Source organism: Rhodococcus rhodochrous (assembly GCF_900187265.1).
Taxonomy (GTDB): domain Bacteria; phylum Actinomycetota; class Actinomycetes; order Mycobacteriales; family Mycobacteriaceae; genus Rhodococcus; species Rhodococcus rhodochrous.
On the sequence record NZ_LT906450.1, the window covers coordinates 5,259,941 to 5,274,756 of the forward strand.

The 14,816-nt window shown below is 69.3% G+C and carries 8 protein-coding genes; 5 read left to right on the top strand and 3 right to left on the bottom strand.

Annotated features, from left to right (window positions below; all coding sequences use genetic code 11):
- Positions 1 to 22: 22 nt before the first annotated feature.
- Both CKW34_RS24170 and CKW34_RS24175 read right to left on the bottom strand, forming a co-directional pair.
- On the bottom strand, positions 23 to 4,084 hold the full coding sequence (locus tag CKW34_RS24170) for a bifunctional nitrate reductase/sulfite reductase flavoprotein subunit alpha (protein ID WP_059381936.1): 4,062 nt from the start codon (positions 4,082 to 4,084) through the stop codon (positions 23 to 25).
- Positions 4,085 to 4,225: 141 nt separating this feature from the next.
- On the bottom strand, positions 4,226 to 5,680 hold the full coding sequence (locus CKW34_RS24175; RefSeq protein ID WP_059381937.1) for a CCA tRNA nucleotidyltransferase: 1,455 nt from the start codon (positions 5,678 to 5,680) through the stop codon (positions 4,226 to 4,228).
- Positions 5,681 to 5,755: 75 nt separating this feature from the next.
- Between CKW34_RS24175 and CKW34_RS24180 the strand changes: the two genes are divergently transcribed.
- The 5 genes from CKW34_RS24180 to CKW34_RS24200 all read left to right on the top strand — a co-directional run bounded on the left by CKW34_RS24180 (position 5,756) and on the right by CKW34_RS24200 (position 14,139).
- Positions 5,756 to 6,361, top strand: a complete 606-nt coding sequence (locus CKW34_RS24180) for an NUDIX hydrolase (RefSeq protein ID WP_059381938.1) — start codon at positions 5,756 to 5,758, stop codon at positions 6,359 to 6,361.
- Positions 6,358 to 8,871, top strand: coding sequence for a DUF6049 family protein (locus CKW34_RS24185; RefSeq protein ID WP_064059885.1), 2,514 nt, complete (start codon positions 6,358 to 6,360; stop codon positions 8,869 to 8,871). The genes CKW34_RS24180 and CKW34_RS24185 overlap by 4 nt, the downstream gene beginning before the upstream one ends.
- Positions 8,868 to 12,686 carry a murein biosynthesis integral membrane protein MurJ gene (murJ, locus tag CKW34_RS24190; protein WP_059381939.1) on the top strand — a complete coding sequence of 1,273 codons (3,819 nt, stop codon included), beginning with the start codon at positions 8,868 to 8,870 and terminating at the stop codon, positions 12,684 to 12,686. The genes CKW34_RS24185 and murJ overlap by 4 nt, the downstream gene beginning before the upstream one ends.
- A gap of 139 nt (positions 12,687 to 12,825) precedes the next feature.
- Complete coding sequence (gene sigM / locus CKW34_RS24195) at positions 12,826 to 13,374, top strand: RNA polymerase sigma factor SigM (RefSeq protein WP_059381984.1); 549 nt, start codon at positions 12,826 to 12,828, stop codon at positions 13,372 to 13,374.
- 54 nt (positions 13,375 to 13,428) lie between these two features.
- Positions 13,429 to 14,139, top strand: a complete 711-nt coding sequence (locus tag CKW34_RS24200) for a hypothetical protein (RefSeq protein WP_064059884.1) — start codon at positions 13,429 to 13,431, stop codon at positions 14,137 to 14,139.
- A 20-nt stretch (positions 14,140 to 14,159) separates the two neighbouring features.
- On the opposite strand, the gene CKW34_RS24205 is transcribed toward CKW34_RS24200, so the two are convergent.
- Entirely contained in the window at positions 14,160 to 14,711 is a 552-nt protein-coding gene (locus CKW34_RS24205; protein ID WP_059381941.1) for a TetR family transcriptional regulator, read from the bottom strand.
- Positions 14,712 to 14,816 lie beyond the last annotated feature (105 nt).

The window sequence follows — 14,816 nt, forward strand, 5'->3', positions numbered from 1 at the left end:
CATGTGCGGACCGACAAGCAGATCAGTAGACGTCGCGGACGTACCGCTTGTCGGCGGCCATCTGCTCGACGTACGCCGCGGCGGCGTCGCGGTCGAGCCGCCCGTGCGCCTGCACCACCTCGCGCAGGGCCGCGTCGACGTCCTTCGCCATACGTCCGGCATCGCCGCACACGTAGAAGTGGGCGCCGTCCTGCAGCCACTTCCACACCTGCGCGCCGTGCTCGCGCATCCGGTCCTGCACGTAGATCTTCTGCCGCTGGTCGCGGGAGAAGGCCAGACCCAGCTCGGTGAGGAAACCGTCGGCGTGCATCGACTCGATCTCGTCGCGGTAGAGATAGTCGGTCTCGGATCGCTGGTCTCCGAAGAACAACCAGTTGCGGCCCGTATGCCCCGCCTCGCGCCGGTCGTGGAGGAAACCGCGGAACGGTGCGATGCCCGTACCGGGGCCGATCATGATCATGTCGGTCTCGGGTGCCGGTGGCCGGAAGTGTTCGTTGCGCTGCACGAAGATCGGGATGTCCACACCCTTGCTGTGGTCGGCGAGGAACGACGAGCACACACCTGCCCGGGAGCGACCCTCGAATTCGTAACGCACCACCGACACCGTCAGCTGCACCTCGCGCGGATTCGTCTTCGGGCTCGACGAGATCGAGTACAGGCGCGGACGCAGACGGCCGAGAAGGTCCTTCCATTCGTCCCAGGGCGCCTTGAACGGGTACTCGGCGATGACGTCCATCGCCTGCCGTCCGTACAGCCACTGCTGCAGCTCGATCTTGTTGCCCGGTCGCAGCAGCTTCGCGAGTTCGGCACTGCCGCTCTGCTTCTGCACGAACCGGAGCAGTTCCGGTGTCACCCGCGTGATATCGAGATGACGGGTCGCGGCCTCCCGCAGCGGCACGGTGGGACGGTCGCCGAGTTCGACGGCGGTCTCCGCATCGAGGGCGGTGACCTGGAGCCATTCGTCGACGGCCTCCGGGCCGTTCGTCGGCATCACCCCGAGGGCGTCGCCGGCCTCGTATTCGAATGCGGGATCGAAGATCTCGAATCCGAACTGGCGCACATCCTTCGCCGAACCCGCGCCGCTGAGTGCGACATTGCGGGTGATCCGCGTGACGAACGGCGAGTTGCGGGTGTAGGCGGGAGAGGCCGGAGCCGGCGCGACCGGGGCAGCCGGGGTCGTCGAGCCTCCCAGCATCGGTACGAGCGACTCGAGCCAGTTCTGTGCGCGTTCGTCCTCTCCGGGTTCGCAGTCGACACGCTCGGTCAGGCGGGTCGCGCCGAGAGCACTCAGACGGTCGTCGACACGACGTCCGAATCCGCAGAAATCGTCGTAACTCGAGTCGCCGAAGGCCAGGACCGCATACCGTGTTCCGGTCAGTTCGGGTGCACTGTCCGCCTCGAGTCCCCGCCAGAACGACCCGCCGTTGTCGGGCGGGTCGCCGTCGCCGAAGGTGCTCGTGACGACCACGAGGTCGTCGATCCGGGCCAGTGCGGCGACGTCGAGTTCGTTCAGCCCCGTCAGTTTCACGGCTCGCCCGGCGTCGCGGAGTCGTTGCGCGCAACTCGCCGCGAAGGACTCGGCGTTGCCCGTCTGCGACGCCCAGGCCACCACGACGGCCGGTCCGTCCGGCACGGCCTCGGTGGGTGTCGCGCCGGGAACGGGAGCCGAGTGCGCGTACATCCCGGCGAGCAGTCCGTCGACCCATGCCCGCTTGTCGGCCGGGAACGGCGCGGTAGGGGGAAGGGTCGGCGCGGCAGTGATGTCCGCCGTCCTGAGTCCTGCGAGAAGCCCTGCGAGATAACCGCGTTCGGCGTCGTCGAAGGTGGGTGCGGGAATCGTCTCGAGTCCGAGCGCGGACTCGAGACGGTCGAGCACCGAACCGCTCTCGAGTACCGGTTCGACCGCACTCGCGATCTTCTCCACCGACACGGCGCAGACCTTGAATTCGGGTTGCAGCGATGCCGGGTCGACGGCGTCGTTCGTCACGGCGTTGATGGCGAGATCGTCGCCGAAGAGGTCGTTCCAATGGAAGGGGGCGAAGCAGTTCCCGGGCAGCACCCGGTCGGTGACGACGGCCGGCAGCACGGCCCAGCCGCGCCGCGATGCGATCTCCACCCGGTCGCCGTCGACGATCGACAGTCGCTGTGCATCATCGGGGTTGATCTCGACGAACGGCCCGGGATTCAGTTTGGTGAGTTTCTCGACCTTCCCGGTCTTGGTGAGGGTGTGCCACTGGTGCTGCACGCGTCCGGTGTTCAGGACGAAGGGGTGGTCGTCGTCCGGCATCTCCGCGGCGGGCATGTGCGGGCGCGGGAAGAAGCGGGCGCGGCCGTCGGGGGTCGCGAAGGCCAACCGCGGACGGGATCCGTCCTCGCGCACCACCGGGATCCGGCTCGTCCCGTCGTTGAGATAGCGGACGGGGTGCCGGGCCTCGGCCGATTCCGGTGGGCACGGCCACTGCACCGGCCCTTCCCGCAGGCGGTCGTAGGTCATGCCGCGCAGGTCGTATCCGGTCTGCGGGTTCGCGAATCCGGTGATCTCCTCGAAGATCTCCTCGGCACTCGAATAGTCGAACGCGTCGCCGAAACCCATCTCCTGCGCGACCCGCGCGATGATCTTCCAGTCGGGCAGCGACTCGCCGACGGGTGCGACGGCCTGCTGTAGGAGATTGACGGTGCGGTCGGATCCCACGGTGACGTACTCGGACTCGGCCCACAGGGCAGCGGGGAGGAGAACGTCTGCGTACGAAGCCGTTTCGGTTTCACGATAGACGTCCTGCACGATCACGAGCTCGGCCTTCCCGAGCGCCTCGAGAACGGTGGACCGATTCGCGACCGACGCCACGGGATTGGTGCAGATGATCCAGCACGCCTTGATCTCCCCGGCCGCCATCCGCTCGAACATGTCGACGGTGCCGGCGCCGCCCTCGGTGCGCAGCGTGCCGCGCGGCAGCGACCAGCGGTCCTCGACGAACGCACGGTCGTCGTCGGAAAGGACACTGCGCTGACCGGGCAGACCCGGTCCCATGTAGCCCATCTCACGGCCACCCATCGCGTTGGGCTGGCCGGTGAGGGAGAACGGCCCGCTGCCGGTGCGGGAGATCGCCCCGGTCGCGAGGTGCAGGTTGCAGATCGCGTTGGTGTTCCACGTGCCGTGGATGCTCTGGTTCAGACCCATCGTCCAGCAACTCATCCACTCGCCGGCCTCGCCGATCCACTGCGCCGCGGTGCGGATGTCGGCCTCGGCCAGGCCGGTGACCTCGGCGACGACGTGCGGTGGGTAGTCGGCGAGGAAGGACTCCATGGCGTCCCAGCCGTCGGTGTGCTCCTCGACGAAGGCGCGGTCGACGTGCCCGTTCTCGACGATCAGGTGCAGCAGTCCGTTGAGCAGCGCCAGATCGGTGCCCGGCGTGATCTGCAGGAACAGGTCGGCCTTGTCGGCGGTCGCGCTGCGTCGCGGATCGACGACGATCAGTCGCGCTCCCGCCTTGACCCGATCCATCATGCGGAGGAAGAGGATGGGATGGCAGTCGGCCATGTTGGAACCCGACACGAAGAACACGTCGGCACGGTCGAAGTCCTCGTACGAGCCGGGCGGGCCGTCGGATCCGAGCGACTGCTTGTAGCCGGTCGCGGCGCCGGCCATGCACAGTCTCGAATTCGATTCCATGTGCGAGGTGCGCAGGTATCCCTTCGCGAGTTTCGTCGCGAGGTACTGGGCCTCGAGCGACATCTGTCCCGAGACGTAGAGGGCCACCGCGTCGGGGCCGTGGATCGCGACGATGTCGCTCAGGCGCCGCGCGGTCTCGGCGATCGCATCGTCGAGGGGGAGCGGGGCGACATCGGCCGCCCGCTCGGAACGCATCCATGCCGTCCCGAGCCGGCCCCCGGCCGCGAGCATCTCCGCGCTCGTTGCGCCCTTCGTGCACAACCGACCCCTGTTGGTCGGGTGGTCCTTGTCTCCGTATGCCCTCACCACGCGTCGGTCGCCCGTCTCCGGGTCGACGGCGACGTCGAGGAGCATCCCGCATCCCACACCGCAGTAGGAGCAGGTGGATTTCACCGTGGTGATCTCGTCCTGCATCCCGCAACTCCTAGACACCGTCTCGACTACGCCGGTGTCCATGCTGGAGAAGCGGTGTTGCGGTGGCGTCACCCGCGGTGAGCACGCGGTGACATCTGGCTCACGTCGCCGTCACGGCGATGTGAGATCAGACGTTCGGGTCTACGCTTTCTGCTGCTCCGCCCACCATTCGAGCAGCGCGGCCTCGGCCTCCTCGCGGTCGAGCGGGCCGCGGTCGAGCCGCAGTTCCTTGAGGAAGTTCCACGCCTTGCCGACCGTCGGACCTGCGGGGATACCCAGTAGTTCCATGATCGCGTTGCCGTCGAGATCGGGCCGGACCTTGGCGAGATCCTCCTCGGCGGCGATCCGCTCGATCCGCTCCTCGAGACCGTCGTAGGTGGCCTGCAGTGCGGCGGCACGACGCTTGTTGCGGGTCGTGCAGTCGGCGCGCACCAGCTTGTGGAGCCTGGGCAGCAGCGGCCCGGCGTCGTGCACGTAGCGGCGCACGGCCGAATCCGTCCACTGTCCCTTGCCGTAGCCGTGGAAGCGCAGATGCAGGAAGACCAGGCGGCTGACGTCCTCGATCATCTGCTTCGAGTACTTGAGCGCGCGCATGCGCTTGCGCACGAGCTTCGCCCCGACCACCTCGTGGTGGTGGAAGCTGACGCCGCCCTGCGGCTCGTTGCGCTTGGTGTCGGGCTTGCCGATGTCGTGCAGCAGCGCAGCCCACCGCAGGACGAGATCGGGATCGCCGTCCTCGAGGTCGATGGCCTGCTTCAGGACGGTCAGCGAGTGCCAGTACACGTCCTTGTGCTGGTGGTGCTCGTCGATCTCGAGCTTCATCGCGGGGATCTCGGGGATCACCCGCTGCGCGAGACCGGTCTCGACCATCGTGTCGATGCCCTCGATCGGATAGTCGCCGAGGATCAGCTTGTCGAGCTCGGCCTGTACCCGCTCGGCGCTGATCCGCAGGATCTCGTCGGCCATCGAGACGATCGCGGTGTGCACGCGCTCGGTGAGGGCGAAGCCGAGCTGGGAGACGAACCGTGCCGCTCGCAGCATGCGCAGCGGATCGTCGTGGAAGGAGTCCTCGGGCTTCGCCGGGGTGTCGAGCACGCCGGCAAGCAGGGAGTCCATGCCGCCGAGCGGATCGACGAACTCACCCGCACCGTCCGGTCCGATCCGCACGGCCATCGCGTTGACGGTGAAGTCGCGGCGCACGAGATCGTCCTCGAGACTCGTGCCGTACTCCACGATGGGGTGACGCGTGACACGGTCGTAGGCGTCGCTGCGGAAGGTGGTGATCTCGAGTTGCTCGAGTCCCTTCACCGCACTGATCGTCCCGAAGTCGATGCCCGTGTCCCACTGGTGGTCGACGAAACCGCGTAACAGCTCCTGCACGACCTCCGGACGCGCGTCGGTGGTGAAGTCGAGGTCGGTGCCGAGACGACCGAGCACCGCGTCGCGCACGCTGCCCCCGACGAGATACAGCTCGTGTCCGGCTTCGGCGAATCGTGCCCCCAGCGGGGCGAGGATCTCGGACAGATCGCGCAGAGTGGCCTCGGCTCCGGCGAGCAGCCGGGTGCGACGGTCGGTGTCTGCGGTGGGGGAGTTCACGTCTTTGCACCTTACCGAGCAGCGCGTTCGTGTGGTTGAGCCGGGACCGACGTCCCTCCATCTACTATCTATGAGGTGTCGCCCGCCGAACGTGCCAACCGTAACCGCCGCAGCTCGCGGCGGCGTGGCGCGGGCACGAAGAAGACCGCACACGGTGCTTCGCCCGGATCGTCCGCTTCGCCCGGACCTCGGATGCGGACCGTCCGCGAGACCTCCGCAGGAGGTCTGGTGGTCGACGGACTCGGTGGTCCGCCCGAGAAACTCTGCGCAGCCCTGATCGGCCGTACCGACCGGCGGGGCCGCCTGCTGTGGTCGTTGCCGAAGGGTCACATCGAGCAGGGTGAGACCGCCGAGCAGACCGCGATGCGCGAGGTCCGCGAGGAGACCGGCGTGCGCAGTTCGGTGCTCGCCGAGCTGGGCAGCATCGACTACTGGTTCGTCACCGAGGGTCGCCGGGTCCACAAGACCGTGCACCACTACCTGCTGCGTTATCTCGGCGGAGAACTCTCCGACGCGGACGTCGAGGTCACCGAGGTGGCGTGGGTGCCGCTGCGCGAACTGCGGACCCGCCTGGCGTACGCCGACGAACGCAAGCTGGCCGACATCGCCGATCGTCTCATCGCCGAGATGGACCACGAACGACTCCCCGACGTCGACGAACCGGGGGCCCCACGCGGATGACGGTGGTGGTGTCCCGGGCGGGCGCCGCGGTGCTCGCCGTGCTCGTACTCGTCCTCACAACGGCAGGCGTGACGGCTCTTCTGCCGACGACTCTTCTCCCGACGGCCACGGCGAACCCGGCCGCAGCCCAGACCGACCCCGACGAGCCGCGCTTCCTCGAGCTGAGCATCGACGAGGTGACGCCGCAGACGGTGACCCTCACGAGCGAGTCCGTCGTCACGGTGCGCGGCACGGTGGCGAACATCGGCGACCGGGACGTCGAGGACGTCTGGGTGCGGCTGCAGCGCGCACCGGTCGTCTCCGATTCCGCGGCGCTGCGCACCTCGCTGTCCCTCGACCAGGCCGGCTTCGACACCGTCGGTGAGTTCGAGGAGGTCGCCGACCGGCTGGGGCAGGGTGAGCGCGCCGATTTCGAACTCGAACTGCCGCTGCGCTCCGAACTCGTGCCGTCGCTCGACATCGACACCCCCGGCGTCTTCCCGCTGCTGGTGAACGTCAACGGTGTCCCCGAGTACGGCGGCGCGGCGCGGCTCGACGACGCACGCTTCCTGCTGCCCGTTCTCGCGCTTCCTGCAAGTGACGAGGTCACGGAGGACGCAGAGACCACCGGGAACGACACAGGGGAGACCCGGACGGGCAACGGCGGGTCGCGGGGCACGACCCGCTCCTCCGACGACGGCCTGCTCGACAGCGACGAGAAGGCGTTCCCCGCCGTACCGCCCGACGTGTCCCGTCCCGCCGCGGTCACGATGCTGTGGCCGCTGGCCGACCGGCCGAGGCTCGCGGCCGGCGTGGCCGGTTCCGGCACCGAACCGGTACGCCTGATCGACGACGACCTCGCGACCTCGCTCGCCGAGGGCGGAAGGCTGGACGGTCTGCTGCGCGCCGTCGAGGACACCGCCCGCACCGAACCCCGCGTCCTCGAGGGACTGTGCCTGGCGATCGACCCGGATCTGCTCGTCACCGTCGCGAACATGACACGCGACTATCTCGTGGTCGAGGATCCGGACGAACCGACCGGCGACGCGCGGCCGGGGTCGGGCACGGATGCCGCGGCCGCCTGGCTCGAGCGGTTGCGTGCCCTCGCGGCGACGACCTGCACGATGGCCGTGCCGTTCGCGCAGGTCGACCTCACCGCCCTCGCCGACCTCGCCGACTCGTCCCTGACCGACTCCGCGCTCGAATCACCGGCGGCGATCGTCGACTCCGTCCTCGGCGTCACTTCCACCCCGGGCGTGATGTGGCCCGATTCCGGCGTGCTCACCGAGAAGACCGGATCGATGCTCGCCGCCGACGGCCCGGTGACCGCTCTGCTGTCCGACAACGCCGTCGAGGGTGGACGCACCCTGCTCGCGGGCACGTCGTCGACGCCGTCCACCGCGCCGGGAGGCAACGGCTTCCGGATCTCCGGTGTCTCCGGCCTCACCGCCGTCCTGTTCGACTCGTCCGCGTCCGCGGCACTGGCCGGGATGGGTACCGACCCGCAGACGCCGTCCTTCGCCCCCTCCTCCGCGCGTTACGACCTCTCCCGAGACTCCTCGACAGCCCGCCTGCAGGACGCTCTCGGCGCGCTGGCCTGGCCGGCCATGGTGCCGACGGTCAGCGAGGTCACCGGCGCGGCGCTGCCGGCGGCGGGCCGATCGGTGCTGTTCGCACCGCCGCAGAACTGGTCGGCATCGCCCGACGACGCCGCCTCCGTGCTGTCGATGCTCTCCACGCTCGTCCGCTCGGGCCTGACCACGCCTCGACCGCTCGGCGCGCTCGTCGACGCGGCCGCGAACACCGCGAACGATCCGACCGCTTCGCTGCTGGTCTATCCCGAACAGGCGATCACCGACGGTGCCTCCGCCGCGGTCGTGTCCGAGGCCGAGGAGCAGATCGGCCGCCTCGACGCGATCCAGACGGCGCTGGTCGAGGACCCGCAGGCCCAGCTCACCCCGCGTCAGTTCACCGCCCCGCTGCGCGAGGACCTGCTGCGCGCGATGAGCCTGTCCGGTCGTCGTGGCGCCGACGCCGACCGTGCCTACGCGACCGGTGAGCACCGCGCCGCCGAGGTGCGGGAGGCCGTCGACGACATCTACGACGCCGTGACGGTCATCTCGACCGGCGGTGTCTACACCCTGACGTCCGAACAGAGTCCGCTGCTGCTCACCGCGCGCAACGACCTGCCCGTGGGCATCACCGTGCGACTGCAGGTGGACGCGCCCGACACGGTGGACATCACCGACATCGGGCCCACCCAGCTCCCGCCGCGCGGCAGCCGCACCCTCACGGTGCCGGCACAGATCAGCGACTCGCGGAACCTCCGGCTGGAGTTCGCCCTCACCACCGAGTCCGGCCTGCCTCTCGGCAGCTCGACGACGGTGACGGTACGTTCCAATGCGTACGGCCAGATCCTCGCCGTCGTCACGGGATGTGCGGGAGCACTCCTGCTGTTCCTGGCGGGCAGACGACTTCTGCACCGGTTCCGTGGAGAGCCGGATCCAGCCGACGAAGGGTACGAGAAATGACCGGGAACTCCACACGGGACGACGTGGAGACGCACCCGCACCCGGGACCGTCGGACTCTCCCACCACCTCACCGGACATCACGGGCGTCGCATCCGGTCGCAGGAAGCCGCAGAGCCTGCTCGCGGCGACCGGCTCCATCGCCGTCGCGACCCTGGTCAGCCGTATCACCGGCTTCCTCAAGCAGCTGCTCATCCTGACCCTGCTCGGGGCGAGCGTCGCGTCGTCGTTCACCGTCGCGCACCAGATCCCCAACATGATCTCCGAGCTGGTGCTCGGCGCCGTCCTGACCTCGATCGTCGTGCCCGTGCTGGTGCGGGCCGAACGGGAGGACCCCGACGGCGGTGAGGCCTTCGTCCGGCGACTGTTCACCGCAGCGCTGGTGCTGCTCGGCACGGCGACCGTTCTCGCGGTGGCCGCGGCCCCGGTCCTCACCACCCACGTCTTCCTCGACGAGTCCGGCAAGGTCTCGACGTCGCTGACCACGGCGCTGTCGTACCTGCTCCTGCCCGCGATCGTGTTCTACGGGTTGTCGGGCCTGTTCACGGGCATCCTCAACACCCGGCAGGTGTTCAAGCCTGGCGCCTGGGCCCCGGTGTGCAACAACCTCGTGGTGCTCTCCGTCCTGGTGATCTACTACCTGATGCCGGGCGAGATCACCCTCGATCCGGTGCGGATGAGCGATCCGAAACTGCTCGTCCTCGGCATCGGCGTGCTGCTCGGCGTCGTCACGCAGGCGATGTGCCTGGTACCCGCGCTGCGCCGCGAGGGCATCAACCTCCGGCCGCTGTGGGGTCTCGACGACCGGCTCCGGCAGTTCGGTGGCATGGCCGCCGCGATCGTGCTCTACGTGCTGATCAGCCAGGCCGGCATGGTCTTCGCCACGCGCGTGTCGTCGGGGGCCGACGAGGCCGGACCGGCGATCTACAACAACGCGTGGCTGCTGCTGCAGCTGCCCTACGGCGTCCTCGGTGTCACCGTGCTCACCGCGATCATGCCGCGCCTGAGCCGCAACGCCGCCGCGGACGACACCCCGGCCGTCGTCGACGACCTGTCCGTCGCGACCCGCCTGACCATGATCTCGCTCATCCCGATCGTCACCTTCCTGACGATCGCGGGGTCGCAGGTCGGCGCCGCGCTGTACGGCTACGGTAACTTCGGCGGCAGCAACGCCGAACGCCTCGGTCAGGCGGTGAGCTGGTCGGCGTTCACGCTCATCCCGTACGCCCTGGTGCTCATCCACCTGCGCGTGTTCTACGCCCGGGAACAGGCCTGGACCCCCACCTGGATCATCCTCGGCATCACCGCCGTCAAGATCGGCCTGTCCGCGCTGGCCCCCGTCGTCGCGGCGGACGACGAGCAGGTGGTGCTGCTCCTCGGCGCGGCCACCGGCATCGCGTTCACCGTCGGAGCGTTCATCGGCGGCTATCTGCTGCACCGCACGCTCGGCAACCTGCAGATGGCGAACGTCGGACGCACCGTCTGGCACGTCGTGCTCGCGTCGCTCGCCGGGGCGGTCGTCGTGCTGGTCACCGATCGTCTCCTGCAGCTCGACGTGCTCGCCGACCGTTTCGGGGGCATCGGCTCGCTCGTGCGGGTCGGGCTCAACGGTGTGCTGATGGTGCTCGTCGCGCTGGTCGGGATGTACCTGCTCAAGGTGCCCGAGATCCTCGCGATCGAAGCGGCCGTGCGACGGAAGGTCGCGGCGCTGCGCGGCACCGCCCCGGTCGAGGAGGCCCCCGCCGAGCCCGAGACCGGAACCACCTCCGACGAGGCACCGGTTCCCGCCCCCGTCCCGCGTCCGCGTTACGCCGAATCGGACGCCGAGAAGACCGTCATCCTGCCGCGTATCGACTACGGCGAGTACGGCGTCGGACCTTATGACGCCATCACAGAGGTCATGCCCGCCATCAGGGACGTGCCCGGTCGCAGCAATGCGCACGGACAACTCCCGTACCCTGATCAGCAGCAGGTACGGTCCGGGAGCCGTCGACCACGGTTCTTCGCGGCCCCCAGCGGCGACCCGCGTCTGCACACCGGAAGTGGACGAGTCGACAACGAAGGAGTGAGGGTGAGCGACGACCACGCTGCCGGCAAGTCCACCATCGATGCCGCCGCACGGCAGAAGTCCGCCGACAAGGACGGCAAGCGCCCGCCGCGCGATCCGAACCTCGACACGGGTGTCATCCCGGTCGGATCCCCGCAGCTGCCGCCGGTGCGCGTCGCGGGTCCGGCCTCCCAGCCGCGCCGTCCGATGCGCGGCCCCGATCTCATTGCCGGTGCCTCGGTCGCCGGTGGTCGTTACCGTCTGCTCGCACCGCACGGCGGCGCACGTGGCCTGCGTTTCTGGCAGGCGCTCGACGTCAAGCTCGATCGCGAGGTCGCGCTGACCTTCGTCGACGCGGAGCAGCGCGCGGCCGACGGCACCGGCCCCGACTCGCCGCAGGCCGTGCTCTCGCGCACCCTGCGCCTCGGTCGCATCAACTCGCCCGGTCTCGCCCGCGTCCTCGACGTGGTGCGCGGCAGCTCGGGCGGCATCGTCGTCTCGGAGTGGACCCCCGGCCGGTCGCTGAAGGAGATGTCGACCACCGAGCCGTCGCCGATCGGTGCGGCACGCGCGATCCGCGCACTCGCGGCTGCGGCCGAGGCGTCGCATCGAGCGGGCAGTGCCCTGTCGATCGACCACCCGGACCGCATCCGCATCAGCGTGGCGGGCGACGCCGTGCTGGCCTTCCCCGCGACGTTCTCCGACTCCGACGCGATGTCCGACGTGCGCGGTCTCGGTGCGAGCCTGTACGGACTCATCACCGGACGCTGGCCGCTGGGCGAGCCGCCGGTTCCGGGTGGCGCTCCCGTCGCGCACCACAGCGGTGCCACCGTCGGCGGGATGCCGGAACCCGACCGCAAGGACGGTGTGCCGGTGGAGCCGCGCGTCCTGCGTCCCGACGTGCCGTTCGAGATCTCGGCGGTCGCGGTTCGTGCCCTGTCCGCGGACGGCGGCATCCGGACCGCCGCGACCGTGCAGCACATCCTCGATCAGGCGTCGGTCGTCGACCAGAAGACCGAGATGATCCCGGCACTGCGGATCGGGCAGCGCGCTGCCGCCGCGGAGTCGCACGCTCTCGCCGATCCCGAAGCGCTGGAACAGAAGAAGAAGCATTCGCAGCGGATGCTCGTCGCCCTGGCCGCGCTCGGTGCCACGACGGTGCTGCTGCTCGCGCTCATCGGATGGTGGATCGCGAACCTGCTCGCCGGTGATGCCGACGACGCTCCGCTGACGAGCCAGGAGTTCGGTCTGACCCCCACCGCCGAGGCGCCGGCCGAGGACGGGGCGGGCGACGAGCAGGGCGCGGCCGCGCCGCCGCGACCCGCGGCGAGCGCTCCGGTCTCCGCGACCTCCGTCTCGGTGTTCTCACCTCAGGGCACACCCGATTCGCCCGCCACCGCGTCGCAGGCGATCGACGGTGATCCGTCCACGTCGTGGAGCACCGATGCCTATTTCGATCCGTTCCCCTCGCTGAAGAACGGTGTCGGACTTCTGTTCACGCTCGCCGACGCGTCGGAACTGTCCGCGGTAAAGGTCACCACCGACACACCGGGCACGGTCGTCGAGGTGCGCAGCGCACCGTCCGAGTCGACGTCGCTCGATCAGACGCAGGTGATCGGTTCGGGCACACTGGCTTCCGGTGAGACCACGATCCCGGTCGAGACGGACGGCCAGACCTCGCACGTGCTGGTGTGGATCACCGATCTGAGCTCGAGCGGCGGAAGCAACAAGAGTTCCATCTCCGAAGTGGAATTCGAAGCCGCACGCTGACCGCCGACAGCCGGGCGGAATCGTCCGGATCGGCTACCATCCGCGCGTGCGAATTTTCGGGGGGATCGCAAAAATCGCCGTGCCCGACGAGGGTGTCGACGACGGCGGGAGTGTGTCGGACGGGGTGGCGTCCGATGGAGTGTCGGATGCCGAGTTGCTCGCAGCACACGTCGCAGGCGATCGGTATGCCTTCTCCGCCTTGCTGGCCCGACATCAGGACCATCTGTGGCAGGTCGCGCGGCGGACCAGTTACTCGAACGAGGACGCCGCGGATGCGTTGCAGGAGGCATTGCTCTCGGCGCACCGGAGGGCCTCGGGTTTCCGGGAGGACGCCGCGGTCCGAAGCTGGCTGCACTCGATCGTCGTCAATGCGTGCCTCGATCGTATCCGCCGCAACCGTGTCCGCGTGACCGTCCCACTGTTCGAGGACGATTCGCACGACCTGCGTACCCCGCGCGATCCCATCCGCGACACCGAGATCGCACTCGACATCGAATCCGCCCTGTTCGCACTGCCACCCGAACAGCGGGCGGCCGTCGTCGCGGTCGATGTGGAAGGTTTCTCCGTCCGGGAGGCGGCGCGCCGGCTCGGTGTTCCGGAGGGAACGGTGAAGAGCCGCTGTGCTCGCGCGCGGAGTCGGCTCGCACTTCTTCTCGACGACCTTCGTTCCGAGGGGAACCGATCGTGATCCTCCTCCGTCTTACTCTGGTGAGGGATGCCGAGCCGCGGAGGAGAGTCGCGCATGAACGAGGACGAGGTGCGTCCGTCGAGCTCCGCCGAGGTGCGTCCGCCGTACTCTGCGGAGTTGCTCGCCGATCTGCATGCCGGGGTGCTCGACGAGGAGTTCGCAGCCCGGTTGTGGCCGCGTGTGCGCCGCGATCCCGAGGCCGTCGCGTATCTGGCACGGCTCGATGCGACGCGGGCGCGGTTGTCGGCCCTGCGCGACGCTCCACCGACGGAGTCGATTCCGCCCGAGATCGTCGCGCACATCGGTACCGCGCTCGCGGAGGACCGGTCCGGCGTCCGGTCCGTGCCGTCCCGGAACGCACGGCGTCGCGGTTGGGCTGTGGCCGGTGCCGCGGTCGCGGCCGCAGTGGCGGTGATGCTCGTGGTGGTCGTGCGCGGAACGGCTTTCGGTAGCGACGACCCGACCGGCGTTCCCGTCGCGGCAGCGGAAGACGAGGCCCTGTTCGAACCCTCCACCCTGCGGGCGATGATCGGTGATACCGACCCCGGTCTTCTGGGTGGTGCCGATCGTCTCCGGGATTGCTTGGACGCGAACGGTTTCGAGGGGCGGTCACCGATCGGCTCCCGCGCGGTGCGATTCGCCGGCGACGATGCCGTCCTCGTCCTGATGAGCGGGCCGGATGCGCCGGCGCTCACCGCACTGGTGGTCGGAACCGACTGCGATGCAGACGATCCCGCGACACTGGCCCGCAAGGCGATCGGCTGACCCGCCGCTCGGTTTCGGCGCTACGCCACGGTCGACAACAGTTCCAGGATCCGCGCGCGCAGCGCGGGTGTGTCGTCCTCAGCGGCGATGAGACCGGCGAACAGCGCCGACCCCGCTGCCATCACGAGCACCGCCTTGGCGTCGGTCTCGACGTCCGAACCGTCGCCGTCGGCGAACAGAGCGGTGCTGGGGCCGCTGAACGTGCGCCAGAGCGTGTTGCGGAGGTCCTCGTGGTCCCGCAGGGCAGCGAGGAGCCCCGGGAGCGCAGCGCGGACCTCCGGCCGGGAGAACAGCTCGATGCTCCCGGTGACCACCCATTCGATCCAGCCCTTGCGATCGATGCCGTCGTAGGGCGTCAGATCGGGCGCGGACCCGAGCAGCGCGTCGAGCACCAGGTGGGCCTTGGTGGGCCACCGACGCGTGAGTGCGGCGCGGCCGACGCCGGCGCGGGCGGCGACGGCCCGCAGGCTCAACCCGTCCCATCCGTGGGTGCGGAGCATCTCGCGGGTGGCGGTGAGGACGTCGTTGTCTATTCGGGGGTCGCGGGGACGCCCCGGAGCAGTGCCGGGCATGGGCTCCGTGTTGTCGGGACCGAATGGGAATCGATCTGGCGCGGAGTGTGACGAGCGTTATAGTCGAAACGCAATTACGGTACCACTGGCATCGAAAGTAGGGGC